The sequence below is a fragment of the Stieleria tagensis genome, from assembly GCF_024129865.1.
Lineage (GTDB): Bacteria > Planctomycetota > Planctomycetia > Pirellulales > Pirellulaceae > Stieleria > Stieleria tagensis.
This window is the reverse complement of the sequence record NZ_JAMYFE010000033.1, coordinates 1-17806: the sequence shown is the minus strand read 5'-3', so window position 1 is coordinate 17806 and position 17806 is coordinate 1. Positions and strand designations below refer to the sequence as shown.

19 protein-coding genes are annotated in these 17806 nt (G+C 56.6%); 16 read left to right on the top strand and 3 right to left on the bottom strand.

The window, feature by feature from the left end:
- Nucleotides 1-33 precede the first annotated feature (33 nt).
- Together NHH03_RS06685 and NHH03_RS06680 are read left to right on the top strand one after the other, a co-directional pair.
- Nucleotides 34-1281: a hypothetical protein gene (locus tag NHH03_RS06685; RefSeq protein ID WP_253154986.1), complete on the top strand. Its 1248-nt coding sequence runs from the start codon at nt 34-36 to the stop codon at nt 1279-1281.
- Between the two features lie 7 nt (nt 1282-1288).
- Complete coding sequence (locus NHH03_RS06680) at nt 1289-1909, top strand: class I SAM-dependent methyltransferase (RefSeq protein WP_253154985.1); 621 nt, start codon at nt 1289-1291, stop codon at nt 1907-1909.
- Here NHH03_RS06680 and ispF read toward each other — a convergent pair.
- The gene (gene ispF, locus NHH03_RS06675) at nt 1896-2402 is read right to left on the bottom strand and encodes a 2-C-methyl-D-erythritol 2,4-cyclodiphosphate synthase (RefSeq protein WP_253154984.1); all 507 of its coding nucleotides are present in this window, start codon (nt 2400-2402) and stop codon (nt 1896-1898) included. The genes NHH03_RS06680 and ispF overlap by 14 nt on opposite strands.
- 105 nt (nt 2403-2507) lie before the next feature.
- On the opposite strand from ispF, the gene NHH03_RS06670 reads away from it, so the two are divergent.
- From NHH03_RS06670 to NHH03_RS06635, 8 genes are all read left to right on the top strand, one after another.
- A complete protein-coding gene (locus NHH03_RS06670; RefSeq protein ID WP_253154983.1) occupies nt 2508-3530 on the top strand; it encodes an ABC transporter ATP-binding protein in 1023 nt (340 codons plus the stop codon).
- A 94-nt stretch (nt 3531-3624) separates the two neighbouring features.
- On the top strand, nt 3625-4470 hold the full coding sequence (locus NHH03_RS06665; RefSeq protein ID WP_253154982.1) for a polyphosphate kinase 2 family protein: 846 nt from the start codon (nt 3625-3627) through the stop codon (nt 4468-4470).
- A 21-nt stretch (nt 4471-4491) separates the two neighbouring features.
- Nucleotides 4492-5109 (top strand): zinc-ribbon domain-containing protein, encoded by a 618-nt coding sequence (locus tag NHH03_RS06660; RefSeq protein WP_253154981.1) that lies wholly within the window; start codon nt 4492-4494, stop codon nt 5107-5109.
- A gap of 42 nt (nt 5110-5151) precedes the next feature.
- On the top strand, nt 5152-5325 hold the full coding sequence (locus NHH03_RS06655; RefSeq protein ID WP_253154980.1) for a hypothetical protein: 174 nt from the start codon (nt 5152-5154) through the stop codon (nt 5323-5325).
- A gap of 2 nt (nt 5326-5327) precedes the next feature.
- Nucleotides 5328-6098 carry a sulfotransferase gene (locus NHH03_RS06650; RefSeq protein ID WP_253154979.1) on the top strand — a complete coding sequence of 257 codons (771 nt, stop codon included), beginning with the start codon at nt 5328-5330 and terminating at the stop codon, nt 6096-6098.
- Nucleotides 6095-6757 carry a hypothetical protein gene (locus NHH03_RS06645; RefSeq protein ID WP_253154978.1) on the top strand — a complete coding sequence of 221 codons (663 nt, stop codon included), beginning with the start codon at nt 6095-6097 and terminating at the stop codon, nt 6755-6757. The genes NHH03_RS06650 and NHH03_RS06645 overlap by 4 nt, the downstream gene beginning before the upstream one ends.
- A gap of 11 nt (nt 6758-6768) precedes the next feature.
- The gene (locus tag NHH03_RS06640; RefSeq protein ID WP_253154977.1) at nt 6769-7923 is read left to right on the top strand and encodes a DegT/DnrJ/EryC1/StrS family aminotransferase; all 1155 of its coding nucleotides are present in this window, start codon (nt 6769-6771) and stop codon (nt 7921-7923) included.
- Nucleotides 7924-7933: 10 nt separating this feature from the next.
- Nucleotides 7934-9031: a glycosyltransferase family 4 protein gene (locus NHH03_RS06635; RefSeq protein ID WP_253154976.1), complete on the top strand. Its 1098-nt coding sequence runs from the start codon at nt 7934-7936 to the stop codon at nt 9029-9031.
- 13 nt (nt 9032-9044) lie between these two features.
- On the opposite strand, the gene NHH03_RS06630 is transcribed toward NHH03_RS06635, so the two are convergent.
- Nucleotides 9045-10526 carry an Nramp family divalent metal transporter gene (locus tag NHH03_RS06630; RefSeq protein ID WP_253154975.1) on the bottom strand — a complete coding sequence of 494 codons (1482 nt, stop codon included), beginning with the start codon at nt 10524-10526 and terminating at the stop codon, nt 9045-9047.
- 208 nt (nt 10527-10734) lie between these two features.
- Here NHH03_RS06630 and NHH03_RS06625 point away from each other — a divergent pair, with 208 nt between their 5' ends.
- From NHH03_RS06625 to NHH03_RS06600, 6 genes are read left to right on the top strand one after another with little or no spacing between them, the layout of a single operon-like run.
- On the top strand, nt 10735-11706 hold the full coding sequence (locus NHH03_RS06625; protein ID WP_253154974.1) for an RDD family protein: 972 nt from the start codon (nt 10735-10737) through the stop codon (nt 11704-11706).
- Complete coding sequence (locus NHH03_RS06620) at nt 11703-12779, top strand: stage II sporulation protein M (RefSeq protein ID WP_253154973.1); 1077 nt, start codon at nt 11703-11705, stop codon at nt 12777-12779. Before NHH03_RS06625 ends, NHH03_RS06620 begins: the two co-directional genes overlap by 4 nt.
- Nucleotides 12769-13749 carry a hypothetical protein gene (locus NHH03_RS06615; protein WP_253154972.1) on the top strand — a complete coding sequence of 327 codons (981 nt, stop codon included), beginning with the start codon at nt 12769-12771 and terminating at the stop codon, nt 13747-13749. Before NHH03_RS06620 ends, NHH03_RS06615 begins: the two co-directional genes overlap by 11 nt.
- Nucleotides 13749-14612 carry a DUF4129 domain-containing protein gene (locus NHH03_RS06610; RefSeq protein WP_253154971.1) on the top strand — a complete coding sequence of 288 codons (864 nt, stop codon included), beginning with the start codon at nt 13749-13751 and terminating at the stop codon, nt 14610-14612. The genes NHH03_RS06615 and NHH03_RS06610 overlap by 1 nt, the downstream gene beginning before the upstream one ends.
- Nucleotides 14609-15958, top strand: a complete 1350-nt coding sequence (locus NHH03_RS06605; protein WP_253154970.1) for a hypothetical protein — start codon at nt 14609-14611, stop codon at nt 15956-15958. The genes NHH03_RS06610 and NHH03_RS06605 overlap by 4 nt, the downstream gene beginning before the upstream one ends.
- 5 nt (nt 15959-15963) lie before the next feature.
- Complete coding sequence (locus NHH03_RS06600) at nt 15964-17031, top strand: AAA family ATPase (RefSeq protein WP_390895522.1); 1068 nt, start codon at nt 15964-15966, stop codon at nt 17029-17031.
- Between the two features lie 34 nt (nt 17032-17065).
- Here NHH03_RS06600 and NHH03_RS06595 read toward each other — a convergent pair whose 3' ends face one another.
- Nucleotides 17066-17278, bottom strand: coding sequence for a hypothetical protein (locus NHH03_RS06595; protein WP_253154969.1), 213 nt, complete (start codon nt 17276-17278; stop codon nt 17066-17068).
- Between the last annotated feature and the right edge of the window lie 528 nt (nt 17279-17806).

Below are 17806 nucleotides of genomic sequence, written 5' to 3'. Positions count from 1 at the left end.
TCGCAAAGTGTCTAACGATTATTCGGAGTGTGGGTGCCGTTGCATCGGACCCTGGATTTGCTGGCTGCCAGCCGCTACCGTTACCCTGTTGCCCAGCTTCCTCGTTTCGCATTGTCGCCCGTGCCAAAACTGCCCCTTCGACCGCCGATCACTGTTGTCGTCTCACTGGAGGGATTGGCGACGTCACCGCTGGGATGTTACGGCTGTTCTTGGAATCAGACACCGGCGATCGATGCCTTGGCCGCCGACGGACTGGTCTGGGATCGCTGGACGTCACCGATCGATCGCCCGCGGGGATTGATCACGTCTTGGTTGTGTCAGTCCGCTGCGGTGATCGACCAAGCCAACCGTCGCGGTCGCAGTTATTTTCTGACCGACGACCAAACACTGACGGTCCCCGAGCAATCCCAAAATTTTCAGTCCGTGATTCACCTGCGCCCGAACCGGCTGGAAACACCTGCCGAATCGATCGAGCAGACGACGCTGGCACAGTCCTTTACGGCAGCAATCAACGAAATCGATTCACAAACCAGTCTGCTATGGCTGCACAGCGCTGCCCTGCGTGACATCTGGGACGCACCGTTGGAGGAAATCGACGACGAGGGTCCGCTGGAACCGATTGAACACGCCAGCGACCAAGACGACGGATCCGAATCCCAGACGGAACCGGTTGAACCGTTTCGATTGCCCAGTCGGACCGATGTTCCCTCACTGCGGTTACACCCGGACCAAGACGACCCCGACATGCCGTTCGCCTGGACCGAGCGCTACGCCGCCCAAGTCCGCGTGCTCGACACGATGCTGGATTCACTGTGCCAAGCATTAGAAAAACGAAAGGCCACGATCGTCGTGGCGGGTTCCAGCGGTTTTTCACTCGGCCAGAACGGATGGATCGGCCACCGCCAAGGCCCGCTGCGCAGCCAAGACATACGGCTACCGCTGATCGTTTCCAGCGGCGGGCCGCTACGAATCCCGACGTTGCAAACGGCAGACGAGTTGCCCGAATTGTTAGCTCGTATCGCTGACCGCCGGCCCTTGGTCACGCCCGAGCAATGGTGCCACAATGATGAACCGTTCGCGCCGATGATTCAAACGGAATCCGACAGAGCCCGTGCTGCCGTGACCACAGCCACCTGGTTCTATGTTGACGACGCGCCGGAGCAGTCGCTGGGGGACGAAAAACTCTATCTAAAACCAGACGACGTCGATGACTGCAACGACATTTCCCGGCTGCGTCGTGAGGTGCTCGATGAACTGGCAGCGGTCGCTGGTCAACACTGAAACTCGTATGCTACATCCGATCGAACTGCCGTCACACATCAACACGCTGCCGATTCCACCCTCGATCGCCGACCAACTCGCGTTGATGCGTTCCCGGATCGAAGCGTTTCATGATCGCTGGGACCAACACCAAGCCGAACAGTTTGTCGCCGCTGACTATGAACTGGTCTACCAGACGTTGGTTTGGCTACAGGACCACCAGCCCACGATCGGTCGACGGTTCGTTGAATGGGGATGTGGCTTTGCCGCGGTCTGTTGCCTGGCCGACCAACTGGGCTGGAACGCGCACGGTATCGAAGCCCATCCAGATTTGATTCCACAGGCGACTCAGACCATCGCGTCCTGGCCGGCGCAGATCGATTTGTGCACCGGCAACTTTCTGCCAGCTGGTGCGGAGGAATTGGCATTTGATCCGACGCTGCCTTCGCTGGGCCATAGCGGCCAATCGGCTTACGATCTTTGGGGATTGGAGTTGGACGATTTTGCGCTCGTGTATTCCTACCCCTGGCCGGGCGAAGACGAATTCCACGAGGACGTGTTTGATCGTTACGCGGCGGTCGGCGCGCTGCTGTTGATGTTCATCGGTCCCAATGAAATGCGACTGTGGCGCAAAGTCAAACGGGATTGATCCCGGCCAACAACACCACGACGCGTGTGGCGATGGATTGTCCGGTCCCAATTTCGCCGACGCCCTCACCCGTTTTGGCTTTGACGCTGACCTGGGCGACGTCGACCCCCAACATTTCTGCAATGCAGGTTCGCATGGCGTCGATGTGCGGCGCCATTTTCGGTCGTTCGGCCAAAATCACACAGTCCAGGTTCACGATCTGCATTTGCTGTTGGCCAATTTTCTCCAGCGCCGCGAGCACAAAATCGCGGCTGCAACGCCCGGCATTTTCGTCTGCGGTATCGGGGAACAAACGTCCGATGTCGGCGGCACAGACCGCGCCCAACAGAGCGTCGGTGATGGAGTGCAACAGCACATCGGCGTCACTGTGACCGATCGCGTGGAGATCGCCGTCGATGTCGATGCCGCCGATCCGCAGCGGGCCGCCTTCACCGAGCCGATGGGAATCGTATCCCAGACCGATTCGCAGGTTGGGCAAGGGTGCTGAAGTCATCAATCGGGGTCGTCGGAAATTGAGTGCTAGGTTGGCTCGTGACAAATCCACACCAGCACTACAATACCGGCCCAACGGATCATTCTCTAGCGCCACCCCTACGCCATGTCGATCATCGAAGTCCAAAACCTGACCAAGTCCTACCGCGTGTACCGCAAGGGCGAGGGGTTGCGAGAGAGCTTCAAAGGGCTGTTTCATCGCGAATATGAAGAGGTGCACGCAGTCCGCGGCATCGATTTGACGGTCGAAGCCGGCGAATTTGTCGCCTTTCTAGGTCCCAATGGTGCGGGAAAAACCACCACGCTGAAACTGCTATCCGGTGTCATCGATCCGACCAGTGGTGACGCGACGGTGATGGGCTATGTCCCCTGGCAACGCAAGGATGCCTACCGGCGACGGTTCGCACTGGTGATGGGGCAAAAGAACCAGCTTTGGTGGGATCTACCGGCCCAGGAATCGTATCGACTGCAGCAGCAAATCTACGGGGTCCCGGAAGACCAATTCCGCGCCACGATGGACGAACTGACCGATCTATTGGACGTCCGCGAATTGCTGCGCCAACCGGTTCGCGAATTGTCGTTGGGCGAACGCATGAAGATGGAATTGATTGCGGCTCTTTTGCACAGCCCCGATGTTCTGTTCTTGGACGAACCGACGATCGGTCTGGATGTGATCGCCCAGCACAACATCCAACAATTCCTGCGGTTCTATCAAGAGAAACGCAAGATCACGATTCTGCTGACCAGCCACTACATGAAAGACGTCGCGGCACTGTGCAAACGCGTCGTGGTGATCGCCGGCGGCCGGATCGAATACGACGGATCCCTGTCCGGCATCATCGATACATTTTCCGGCTACAAAATCATCACGCTGCAGCTGGCCGAAGGCCACCAACCGGACCTGCGTTCACTGGGCGAAGTGTTATCGGAAACGTGGCCAAAAGTTCGTGTGCGGGTGCCACGCGCCGAAGTCCCCAAAACGCTCTCCCGATTTTTGGCCGAACACCCGATCGAAGACGTCGCCGTGGAAGACCCACCGCTGGAAGATGTGATCGCCGATCTGTTCCGCGAATCCAGTGAAAAACGAGCCGGTGAGCGAGTGACCGCGGCCGGCGGTGGCAGTGATTGAACGGCTCCCGAGATGCGGCCGAGCGACATGGTTGCGGCATTGCCCTATAATCGTTGGCAACAGGCGACATCGTAGGCAAGGAGACGGACTGCAGATGAATTTTGAAAAAGAATATCGTGTTCGGTCAGATGACAAGATCTCGCTGAAATCGCGTGACACCAAAACCAAAGGCCCCTTCGACGACAAGGAAGATGCGCAAGCCGCGACAGCCGAAAACGTCCGCACGATTCAAGACCTGCAATATCGGATGTTTGTCGAAGCGAAGCAGTCGCTGTTGATCGTGTTGCAAGCGCCAGACGCAGCCGGCAAAGACGGTCTGATCCGCAAGGTCTTGGGGCGAATGAATCCGCAAGGCTGTCGCACCCATCCATTTAAGGTGCCCAGCAGCGAAGAACGGGCGCATGATTTCTTGTGGCGGATTCACAAATGCACGCCTCCACAAGGCAAAGTGTCGATTTTTAATCGCAGCCATTACGAAGACGTGCTGGTCGTCCGTGTCGAAAACCTGGTGCCAAAATCGGTCTGGCGCGAACGTTATGAAATGATCAATGCGTTTGAACACAGCCTGGTCGCCAACGGCACCCGTATCCTAAAGTTCTATTTGCACATCAGCCCCGAAGAACAATTGGAACGGTTTCGCAAACGATTGGATAATCCGGCTAAACACTGGAAACTCAACGCCGGTGACTATGAAGCCCGCCGGCAATGGGGTGCCTACCAACAGGCCTACGAGGATGCGTTTCAAAAATGCAGTCCCAAACACGCGCCCTGGTATATCATTCCCGCGGATCACAAATGGTATCGCGACGCCGCGGTATCCTCGATCGTCGCCGAAACACTGAAAGACATGGACCCTCAATTCCCACCGGTCGACGTCGATCTGGATCAGATCCGAAAGCTGTACCAACAAGCCAAAGATCAGGAACAATCAGATGACTGACCCGGTTACCAAGAGATTCAAATGTCCGTACGGAAAGTGACCTGCCCGAAATGCGGAAACGCGATCAACGTGCCCGCATCGATGCAATCGATCAAATGCCAATCGTGTCAAAACGTATTCCCGGCAACCCAATCGTCCGCAACCCCCGCGGCGACGAATCCCTACACCGCCACCCACAGCCAATCCGAATCGCAATCCGCCGGCAACAAGAACAGCCAACGGGTGCTGATCGCCGCGGGCGCATCCGCACTGGCGCTGATCGCGTTGGGTCTGGTCGGATTCCTGATGGTCGGCAGCGTCAAAACGTCGACGCCCGTCAGGGCAACCAAAATGCCTGCACCGGCGACCCAACCGCCAGTCGCAGCCCCCGCGCCTGCAACGACGGCCCCCGAGTACCGTGTGGTGGACTTGCCAGAATCCACGCGACAAAAAATCTATCACGACTACCAGCAAATGATGGCGTCGTCGTTTGGCAAGGCGAAACGAATCCCCAAGAGCGGCACCGCGGGGATCGAACTGCGGGGCATGCTGGGGCAAATCGAAGAACGCGAAATCACTCACTTTGCACTGCTACACAAAGTCAGTGAAGAAGACATCCATCAGATCTTGGCCGAAGGCAAAGACAAAGACTGGAAATGATCGAAACGACAACAGACAACGACAATAGACAAGGATCTGCGAGTGGATAAGAAACAGAAGAAGCGGCTGGAAGTGATCAACAAAAAACTAGCCAGTTTGCGTCAGCAACTTGCCGGTTCACGTGAGCAGGCCGATGACCTGGACGAATTAAAAGAACTGGAGAACCAGATCACAAAACTGGAAACCGAAGCCGCCGAGATCAAGGCATCCAAGTAGCGGTGGCTGAAACTCGCAAACCGATCCCGACACAGTTTGACGGTGTGTCGCCGGATCCGGTCCTGGTGATGGGCATGCACAACTCCGGTAGCACGGCGTTGTCACGTTGTCTGCATGCCTGTGGTTTGTTCATGGTCAACAATGCCACCCAGTGTGAGTCCCACTTCTTTTCTAACTACGTCAACGACGAACTGTTGATGGGTGGCGGTTCCAACTGGGCGAACTACCCCATCCTGTCGGTCGAACAGGTGATGAGCTACCGTGACACGGTGGGCCAATTCATGCTGGACCAATGGCGGATCGATTTGATGCAGTGGGGCTATGACGGCACCTCACCGTGGGGAATCAAGGATGCACGGACATGCGTCCTGTTGCCCTTGTACTTGGACGTATTCCCCAACAGCAAAATCTTGTTCATCCGCCGTGACCCCGATGACATCGCAGCATCGTTGTCGCATCGTGAAAAACCCGGCGTCGGTGTTCACAAGGATCCAGACCACTGGAAACGATTGACATTGGCTCATTTTGAGCGGGTCGAAACGTTTGGCAAGGCTCATCGATGGTTTCATGAAGTCGGCTACGAAGAACTCTGCTGCGAACCGGTTGAAACGGGACGTCGGATTCATGAGTATCTGGAACTGCCCTACACCGTCGCCGATCAACAGGTTTATCAACGAACCATGCACCGTGATCGCCTAGGCACGCGTGCGTGGACGGGATTCAAATGGCGTGTGATGGCGATCAAAAAGGGTTTGCAGGTGATGCTCGAATGACCGCTGGACCTCTCAAGCAACTGGCAACCTTGGCCGCCCGAATCAGCCGACGGACACGCTACGAAATCGCCAAACGAATCATGCCCAGTACCGCCGTACTAGGGCCCAAGGTGGTCCCCCGACTCTCCGGCCCGTTGGTCCAGCGGCGCGAGGTCAAACTGAATTTGGGCTGCGGTCCGATGCACTTGGACGACTACATCAATATCGATGCCGACCCGCGTGCCTGTGCCGATTTCTATCTGACGTTCGACGAATTGCGTGACGCATTCGCCCAGGACAGCGTCGGCGAAATCCTGATGGTCCATTCACTTAGCTATTTGAATCTGTGGCAGGCGCGTGATTTCTTTCGTGACGCACACCACTTGCTGCAACCCGGTGGGCGACTGGTGATCGAATTGCCATCGATCGAAAAATGCGCCCAACACCTGCTGGAATCCTCGGGTGACCCGTCGCGGTACCTGGAAGCCGTTCGCGGAATTTATGCTTTCGATCTTTCCGAAATCTCGAACAAAGTCCGCTTCACGCCGTATTCGTTTGGTTGGTCTGCGTGGCACTTGGAGCACGAATTGCGGGACGCTAGGTTTGGCGACGTGACCGTGACCGAACCCCATTATCACGGCCAATCGTGGCGCGACATTCGCGTCGAAGCTATCAAGTAAGAGCCCCCAATATGCCCAAATTCGTCGATACGCGAGACGATTCGATTTTGCCGGTCGACGGCAAGAATCTGGTACTGTTCCATCCACACATCCCGCCAACGGCGATCGATGAAATCGCCGACACGTTACAAACACGGTGGATCGGGCAGGGCCCCAAAGTCGAATTGTTTGAAACAGCGTTTCGCGACGCAATCGGATCGACTCAGCATCCTGTTGCGGTCGGTTCCTGTACCGATGCAATGCACCTGGCCTACCTGCTGTGTGATCTGAAACCCGGTGACGAAGTGATCGTGCCGGTATTCACCTGCACGGCGACAAATATTCCATTGCTGTACCACGGTGTCAAAATCCGCTTTGCCGATGCCCAACCAGGCACGCTGAACATCGACCCCGATCATGTCCGAACCTTGGTCACCGATCGCACCAAAGCCATTGTCTGCGTCCATTACGGCGGACTGCCCTGCGACATGGATCCACTGCAAGCGATCGCCGATGAAATCGGTGTTCCATTGATCGAGGACGCGGCCCAAGCCGTCGGTGCGAGCTACAAAGGACGTCCGATCGGTGCGATCAGTGACTTCACCGCGTTCTCCTTTCAAGCGATCAAACACATCACCACCGGTGACGGGGGGATGTTGATGATTCGCGATCCCGACCTGGTTTCCAAATCGAAACGCATCCGTTGGTTCGGGATCGACCGTGAAGCCAAACAGGGGGGGACTTGGGAAAATGATATCCGCGAGATCGGATACAAGTACCAGATGACCGACATCGGCGCGGCAATGGGTTTGGCCGCACTCAAGACACTTGACGAAACACTGACGCTGCGAAAATCGATCCTGGCACGCTACGTCGATCGACTGGCCGGAATGGATGGAATCGAAGTCGTCGGTGCTCATTTTAAAGACCGTGTGCATGCCGCCTGGCTGTGCACCGTACTGGTCGACCGTCGCAAGGATCTGGAACGAAAACTGCGGTCGAAATCGATCGAATCCGGTCAGGTACATTTTCGCAATGATCGCTACAGCGTGTTCTCCGATTTCCGCGAAGCCAAATTGCCGAACATGGACGCCATGGAAGAACGCTACTTGGTCTTGCCACTTCATACTCAGATGTCCGTTGCCGACGCCGACCGCGTGTGCGACGTGATTCAGTCCGGTTGGTAGCACTGCGAACGTGAAACGAGTCCTTTTTGTTTACGAATCACTGGCCACACCCAGCACGATGGTGCGGGGGTTGCAGTTTCGTGAGTGCGTTGAAAAGGATCCTGACATCGACGCCAGGTTCATCGGTCGCACCAGCGAGCGGATGAACCAAGTCATGCAACGATGGCCATGGCGACCGAGTCTGCGGCGTCCGGCGCTGGCCGCCGAAGCCGCGGTTTCCCAGCGACGTGAATCACAGATTGTCCAATTGGCGCGTGACTGTGATTTGGTCGTGATGATGACCGTCCCCTCCTGGTCGCTGCACCAACGACTGGCCAAATTACCCGACACGCGATTGGTCACGGATTTGATCGACGCCCTGTGGCTGCCCAGCTTTCAGAAACAAGGCTGGGAGCATGTCCATGAAATGCTGGCGACGTCGGATGCCGTGATTTGCGAAAACGAGTTCACCGCCCGATACACCCGCGACCTCAACGACACGGTCTTCGTTGTGCCAGACGCGCCCCAAATCGAAGCCTTTGATCGCGTCCGTCACTCAATTCAGCGAGACCCCACGGTTTGCCGCATTGGTTGGATTGGTGGCAAATACACCGCCGATGCGCTGTACCGCATTTTCGAACCACTGGAAACAGTTTTCCAATCTCACGACCAGATTCACCTGAGACTGGTGGGGGCGGATCCGGATCGTCTTCCGCGGTTTGAGAACGTGCGTTACAGCGTGGTCCCATCGTACGACCAACAGCGGATGATTCAAGAAGCGTTGGCGATGGACATCGGTGTGTTTCCGATGTTTGATGTTGCAGAATCCCTGTATCGCGGGACGTTGAAATCACGTGTCTACATGTCAGCCGAAGCCGCCGTGATCGGTCAACGGCTGGGCGAAAACTGCAGCTTGATCGATGACGGTGTCACCGGTCTACTGGCGGGCAGCGATCAAGAATGGATCGATTCACTGCAGCGATTGATCGGCGATTCCGTCTTTCGCAAACGCTTGGCATCCGCCGGCCGACAACAAATGACGGCCTCGTTCTCCCGTCAAGCTTGCTACGAACAACTTCGGCAATCGCTGCTGAGCGTGATGAATGAAGGATCGTCCGATCGCAATTGATTTCCGCCGTGCCCTACATCAAACAGCTGACCACCGTCCAGCCACCGGTCACCAGCATTGCCGCGGCCGACAGCCACAAGCAAACGTCCCATGACTTGCCCGGCTCCAAACCTTCGACTCGGCGCCGGTAACGAAAGAACAATGCCGCCCCGGCCAACATCGGCAACATGATGCCCTGGGCAATGCCGCTGATTAACACCAGTTGAGCCGGGGCTGGAAAAGCGATGAAGATCACCACGCACAGGATCGGGAACACACCGCTGAAAATTCGAATCCATCGGTCCCACGTTTTCGGGTCATCACCGATCACGCCGATCACGCGCAATGCGTCCGAGAAGGTTCGCGCGTGAGCGGCGTTGGCAACAAAGAATGTCGAATACAACACCGCGATCGCGCCAAACAGAAAGACCGTCGCGGCCCAATCGGAAAAAACCGGCTGGAACATCACCGCCAGCGTCCGCACCATGTCCCCCTTTTCCGGGTTCAATCCGACGCGGTGCAACACCGATGCACCGAGCAAAAAGAATGCGACGGTGGCAAAGGTGTAAATCAACATCGATCCCCAAGCATCGACGTGCATCACTCGCATCCAACCGGCAGCGCGTTGCTTCCACTGCTCGCTGCCGTCATTGCGGCCGGTGTATTTTCCGTACCCCTTTTCTAAACACCAATAGGGATAGGCGACTAATTCGGCCGCACCGACGCCAATGATCCCAAACGTGGCCAGCGCCGTCGCGATCGGATTGGAAACCCCCGTTTTTTCAGGCAACGAGAATGTTAATCCAGACAGAAACTCACTGGCGCTAAACGCAAACTCCGGCTCATTCTGCAACCAAAATACATTCACGACCACCAGCAGCGTGAACGATGCGACCAGGGCGGTCGAAAACGATTGGATCAAGTTGTAGCGGCCGATCACCAGCAGAACGCTGGTCAGAACGGCAATGATGATTGACCAAATCGCAGTGTCGTTGGGCGTGGCATGTTCCTGCTGGCCGCTGGTGGGGTAACTGGAATCGTAAACGATCCAATGGTCGCTGGGCAAATCTTGATCGATGTCCACGGCGGACGGCAAAGCGACTTCGGCGTCACCGATCCGTTGATGTGAATTGCGATATTCATTGAACGTGGCCAACTGCTGCGCATCGGCGGCTTGGTTGTAGAGTGTGCCCTGGCGAGTCAACGGGGCACTGATGGACAACGCTTGACCGACACCGCCGACGATCCCCCCGAGCTGCGAAATACTGGCCAACCACATGATCAACCAATACCACACCAACCAATTTCCCCGCCCCTTGATGCGCGGCCCAGGCACTTCATCCAGGGCCGTCAGAGTCGTTTTGCCGCTGACCAGTGCGTAGCGTCCGAATTCGATCTGGGCAAAAACTTTGATCACACAGCCGATCAAAATCAGCCACAACAGACTGAAACCGGCTTCGGCACCGGTCTTGGTGGTCGCGATCAGTTCGCCGCTGCCGACGATCGATCCGGCCACGATTAGTCCGGGTCCGACGGCGAGTAGAATTCGGCCTAGAGACCGAGGGGGTTGAATCGTTTCGTTCATGCGGCAGAGTGTAGCAGAGAAACCCACAACGTTGGTTTCCGTCAGCCCACCAGCGCCGCCGGCGCTTGCGTGGGCCGGTCATTGCAGGCGATAATGAAGCGCCCACCGAGTTGACCGTTTTTCGCTCTTGAATGTATGCATGGCTGCCGTCCAACCGCTCGACACGACCATCGGTGTGGTCACGCCCGAGAACATCGCTTTTGAATATCAATTGGCGGGACCGTTTCGGCGATTGCCTGCCTATCTCGTCGACTTGGCCGTCCGTTGGGGTGCGATCTTGTTGGTCGGCGGCGTTGCGGTGATGTTTTTTGGACTGATGAATCTGTTGTCCAGTTTTTACGGTCCGCTGGCACAAGCGGTCATCCTGATCGCAATCTTTTTGGTCAACTGGTTTTATGGCACGATTCTGGAAGCCTATTTCAACGGTCGGACGGTGGGCAAATGGCTGTGTGGAATTCGGGTGATCGAAGTCGATGGGCGCCCGGTGTCCCCGCGTAGCGCCCTACTAAGAAACCTGTTACGGGTCGCCGACATGGCACCGGTCGCGGCGATTCACACCTGGAATCCAGACATCCCGCCGCTGTACGTCATTCCGACCGGCATCATCGGTCTGGTTTCAATGACGATGACCCAGCGGATGCAACGCTTGGGTGACTTGGCAGCCGGTACAATGGTGGTCGTCGATGAGCGCAAATGGCAATTGCCGATCGCCAAAGTCGATGACGCCCGGGTGCCGGCGCTGGCGTCCTACATTCCTGGCGACTATTTGATCACTCGCAAGATGGCGCGAACGCTGGCGACCTATGTAGAACGTCGACACTTTTTAACGCCGCAACGTCGACGCGAGGTCGCCCGTAACCTGTCCGATCCGCTGATCCAGCGGTTTGATTTTCGCAAAGACATCGATCCCGATTTACTGCTCTACGCACTGTATTACAAGACGTTTCTATCCGAATCGCATCGCGAACCGGCTGATTTGGGACCCTTGGCCGGTTACAGCCCGTTGGCCAAAGACGCCGGTAAACCGACCGGAATCGATCAGTCGATGATCCCCGGGCAACCGAGTTCGCCGGCACCGCTGCCACTGCCAACCGCGAGTGATCCGGGATGAACGTAGCCAAATTGCTAGACAAACGACGTGTCGATTGGACCGAACTGGAAAAGTTATGCGAGGCGATGGAGTTGCGTGGCCGAACGGAATCGGTCAGCGCCAAACATCGCGGTGCAGCCGGCGTCGCCCGGTTTTCGTCGTTGTATCGCGCCGCATGTGCGGACCTGGCATTGGCCGACGCTTATCAATTGCCGCCCAACACGGTCACCTACCTGCACCGCTTGGTAGCCCGTGCCCACAACCAGCTGTACCGCACGCAACCGGCGTCACCGGGCGGTTGGGTCCGACTGCTGCTGGAAGAAGCACCGCAACGTATTTTTAATGACGGCTGTGTGCGTGTGGCAACACTGGTGTTTTTCGGACTGTTCGCGCTAGCGATGGTGCTGGGCGCGTCCGAGGAACGTTTCCCATCGTTCGCCGAGAATATCTGTGGAACCAAAATGCTGGAGGCCACGTCGGCATCGTTTGAAAAACCGTTGTCGGTCAGTCCCGACCAGTACTCGGCACGCGCAGCGTTTTACATTCGTCACAACACCGGCATCGGGCTGCAGTGTTTTGCTTATGGCATCTTGCTGATTCCCTGTCTGTTCACGTTGGGATACAACGCAACCGTGCTGGGAGCAACGTTCGGTTACATGTCGCGATCCGGTGTCGAAGGCGGCGATCACTTCTTTGAATTTGTCACCGCACACGGTCCGTTTGAGTTGACCGCGATCGCGTTGTCGGCCGGCGCTGGGCTGCGACTCGGTGTCGGACTGTTTCACACCCGCGGGCTGTCGCGAGTCGAATCGGTGCGTGAAGCCGGACGCCAAGCGGTACCGATCATGGCCGCCAGCGCAGTGATGTTCATTTTGGCCGCGCTAACCGAAGGCTTTCTGTCACCCAGTGGCGCACCCTATCTGGTGAAAGTCGTTTGGTCGATTGTGTCCAGCGGGCTGATCACAATGTACTTTGTGATTCTGGGTTTCCCACGCCGTGAAAGCACCGACACGTCGCTGGTTCGCACCGCGCGCTACGCCGATTTGGTCGACTCGCGTGACCCGCATGCCGGAGGCCGCGTCGATGCAACTTGATCAAACCCATGTTGCGATCCGTGTGCGGAGTTTGTCGGAGATCGGCGATTTGGCACTGGTCCTGTTGCATCGCTATCCAACACTGCTGTTGGTCGGATTCTGTTTGGGAGCTTGGCCGTGGATGATCGCCAACGCCGCGCTGCTGTATTGGATCCCGATCACCGAAGCACAATTTGGATTAGACGACAGCCAGGCATCGACCGAACTGCTGCGTTATGCATCGTGGATGGCGCTGCTGGTGTTTTTGCAAACGCCGGCGGCCGGTGTCGTCACGACGATCTATTTGGGCCAAGCGGTTTTTGAACACAAACCGAGCTGGAAAAGTGCTCTGACGATCGCCAGAAAACAGTTTTGGCGATGGTTTTATTGCCTGGGCATTCGTCGGTTGGCCGTACCAGCGATGATCGTGGTCGGCATCCGGCTGTTCCAACCCTACCAAACGATGTTCGACGTGGTCGTGCCGGTGGCGTTGTTATTCTTTGCCGTCGTGATCCGTGCGGGACGCCCCTTTCTGCCGGAAATGATTTTGCTGGAACGCTGTCCCTTGCACAGCAATCTGGATCACGAAATCACACTTGGCCGTCGCGCCCGCGCATTGCATCGCCCGGCCGGCAGCGACGTCGGCAGCCGCTGGATTGCCGTCGCGGCGACCCTGGCCGTGATCTTTGCCGGTCTGTTTTACTCCCTGGTTTGGGCGCGCGGCGTGATGACTGGATACTGGAACATCGGACTGTTTACTTTATTGGTGTTGTATCCGTTGGCATTATGGACCATCGGTGGACTGAGTGTGATCGTCCGCATGATTGCCTACCTGGACACTCGCATTCGGCTCGAGGGTTGGGACGTCGAACTGGCGGTTCGCGCCGAGGCGATGCGTCAATTTGGTGAAGAAACCGCGCTGGTGCGACCACAACCAATCCCGGACATGCCGGCAAACAGTGGTTCGCTTCCGATTGGAGGTTCGCGATAATGCCCGTGCGAATCAATCAACAGCTCGGGGGAAAACCGATCTGGACGCCCCTGTGTTCACTGGCGATCGTCATGGTGACGATGCAGATGCCGGCGATCGGGGATGCGACGCCGGCAGTGGATGTTTCGAAAACACTTTCCAGTTCGCCCTGGTACGACGCTTCCTCCAATCAGATTCGGCCAATCCCCATTCGCCCGCGCGTTGACGATTCGATCCACCGCAATAGTCGCTGGCTGCCCAAACCGAAAAAGCTATCGGCACCGGATGTCCCCAATGCGTCGAATTTGCCGACGGGAACCAAACCGCAAACCAATAGCGGGATACTGGGAACCTCGTTGACCTGGACCAATCTGTTCGGCTGGGCGCTGTTGGCTGCCACCCTTTTTGGAATCGTTGGCATCATCGTGTACGCCCTCTCGCGCGCGGAACTCGGTGGCCCTGCAAATGAGCTCGGATCAGCCAACTCGAGAACATCCGGGCTGCCGGATCAACAAATGCTGGAACGAATCAAGCACCTTCCGCCGGAACTGCGACGTACCGATGTGAATCTGCGATCCGAATGCCAGCGGTTGATGCAGCAAGGTCGATTTGACCAAGCGATCATCTTGTTGCTGGGGCACCAGTTGTTACTGTTGGATCGGGCCGGCATCCTGCGGCTAGCCCGCGGCAAAACCAACGGCGGCTATGTCCGCGAAACACGATCGAACATGGCGTCTTGTGCCCCGATCTTGCGCGCAACCGCTGATGCATTCGAACAGTCCTACTTTGGGCGTCACGAAATCACCTCCGATGTGTTTGCCGAAATCTGGGAACAAAATGCACAGTTGGAATCAGCGGTTCAAATGAGCGGAGCCGCGGTATGAAACGCTCACAATCGATCGCAACTGACCGTCCACGTGCACCGTCGCTGCGGTGGTTCGCCAGTGTGATGAACTGCGTGATGATCTTGATGATCGTGACCGGTTGCGAGAGTGGATTGAGCACCGGTTATGGTAGCAGCCAAGGCTTTTTGGCAGAGCGCAGTGTCAACGGTTTCACGACGCTACGACAATCCTTTGTTTCTGCCGGATTCGAAACCCATGATTTAAATCGTTTGACGCGACGGGCGCGGCAAACGTCGGTTGTCGTTTGGACCCCTGAACATCCCTCGGGGATTGAATCCAAAACCACCGCTTGGTTTGACCGCTGGCTGCGAATGGGCAGCAAGACATTGATCTATGTGATTCCCGATAGCGGCAGCGAATCCGCCTACTATCGACTTGCACGACCCAATGCGTCTGCGGAACAACGATTCGAGTATCGACGCAAACATGCCGAGAGTTTGATCGCCGAACATCGCTGGCAACTGCAGCGCGGCCCCCTACCATCGAACGGTTGGTTCGCGGCACTTCCCAAAGTTCAACAATCTGGCGAGCGACGGTTCGAATGGATCCTGGAGCCCTTCGCGACCGATAACGTTGCCCATCAAGGTGCGGCCATTTGGAAACCCGCTGGCCCCGGTTCGGCGTCCTGGACGACCAACAACGATCTGTATTCACCGTCTCCCACCGATGTTGAATTGAATCCCATTCTGCAGACGGATTCCGGTGACACCGTGGTCGCCAAAATCAGCTCTGCACACTGGCATGATTCCCAGGTGTTGGTGGTCGCGGGTGGATCACTACTGACCAACTTTGGTTTGATCCAAACGGCCAATCAAACGCTGGCAGATGATTTAATCCAGCGCAGCCTGCAAACGTTGATCGACAGCGGTACGATCGACCGCGACCTGCGACTGAGCGCGGACAAGAGTGAGCCACTCGTCGGTTTCAGTAAAGCGAATGTCTCCATACCGATCAGTGAGGTTTCCGGAGAAATTCCCCGTGCATCTGGCGCCGAAATCTTGACCGTTTTCCCGATCAGTTTTGTGACCATTCACATCGCCCTGCTGGGATTGGTGATCTGTTTAATGCTGATGCCAATCTTCGGTCGGCCCCGCCACGTTGATCGCGGCGTATTGACCCATTTTGGCGACCACCTGGATGCTGTCGGAACATTGATGCGGCGAAGCGGCGGAGAGCTATTCGCCAAACGTCGAATCAGCGACTATATGAAACGCGTGCGTGGGGAAACCGCTGGCCCCTGGGTCATCGACGAACCCCATCCGACTGTGAAAAAAGTAGAGCTTGACGATACGCCGGACCTATCCGCCCCCCCCCATCAAGGCTGACCGTTTTGACCGATCCGACAACCGACAACGCATCCACCGGACAACCGACCATCGACTCCGATGTCCCCGGTTTGCGGCCGCCATCCCAATCGCCTGCACCGCGTGGCAAGAGTGAACGTTTTGCGCCGGTCGAACAACTGTATCAAGCATTGTCCAGCGAAGTCGCCAAGTTATTCGTCGGCCAAGACGAACTGGTACTGGGAACCCTGACCGCATTGTTTTCAGGTGGACACGTGCTGATCGAATCCGTTCCCGGATTGGGCAAGACACTTTTTGTACGCACACTCGGCCGAGCGCTGGGATGCCAATTCGGCCGGATCCAATTCACCGCCGACCTGATGCCATCGGACATCACCGGCGCGCCGGTGTTTGACATGCAAAAAAGCGAATTCCGATTTCGTCCCGGCCCGGTGTTCACTCAACTGTTGTTGGCCGATGAAATCAACCGTTCGCCGGCCAAGACACACGCAGCCCTGCTGGAAATCATGCAGGAGTATCGGGTCACCATTGATGGGACCAGTCACGTCGTCCCCCAACCGTTTCTGGTCATGGCGACACAGAACCCGCTCGAAAGCGAAGGCACATACAACCTGCCCGAAGCCCAATTGGATCGGTTCATGTTCAAACTAAAAGTCGGCTATCCCAGCGAATCGCAGGAAGCCGATATTTTGAAATTGCACAGCAAGCAGATTGATTTAAATGTACGGCTGGAGAACGAGATCCGCACGATCACCGATCCCGAGACCGTCAAACAGATGATTCAACTCTGCGGCACGGTCAACGTGGAAAATGCACTGGTCGATTACATCAACAAAATCGTGCGTGCCACAAGAGGCTGGCCGGCGTTTCATATCGGTGCGTCCCCACGAGCCGGTTTGGCATTGATGCAATGTGCACGAACGCTGGCCGGTTTCAGCGGACGCGACTATGCGATTCCCGACGATGTGGTCGAAGTCGCTATACCGGCGCTTCGGCACCGAGTTCAACTGAGTGCCGAAGCGGAAATCGAAGGCCGCGATGTGGATGAGGAACTACTGGCCGTGATCCGCAATGTGGAAGTCCCGCGGGACTGATCCCCACAGCGACAACGGTTAGCTGCGACAACGGTTAGCTGCGGCGGCCGCTGTAACGTGATTTTTGTGTCACGAAACGCTCCAGATCGGCTTCTAGCTGATCGAGTTCCTGTTCCAGCCAGACAGTGAACTCCGCGCGATTGACGTCGCAGAGCGCGCTGGACATTTCGTTCCAATTGGTCGTGATCACCTGTTTTACCGATTCGCCGCTTTTGCTCGGCGTCGGGTTTTGGCTGGAAGTCGACATCTCGATACCCTCCGGTCGGGGGTGGTTGTGATCGTGATCTGCTAGCGAAACCCAGTCAGGGTTTCGCAGCCCGTTGGCTACTTGTTAGACGCGCCTGATGCGTCCGGGGTTCAGTTTGACCGACTATTAATTCACTTCTGTTCAGTTGCCTCACGTAGCACGCGGCATGCCGAATTGCGGTCTGAAAAACCCGCCACACACGCTACTTCGTGGAAATCACCCTTTATTTCCGACAAATAAAAGATCCATTTTTTTTCTTTCGTCGGCTCTGCGACAGCTCGAGCGATCGATCCGACGTCAAACTGTCGCAAATCTGCTAGGACATCGTGCAAACCTGGCAGCGGATGCTCGCCAGACTGGCACTGACGAATTATATGCCATAGATCGTCTTTAAGGGATCCCTAACTTTCGTTAATGGCGGTTGAGCGTCAATCTTTGTCTAAATCATTGGGTCAACTAAGAACGCGTGATTAGGTTCGGTTCTCCGCCTTGGAGGTCGTCCAGCTTCGCATGCCACCCATTGGGAGA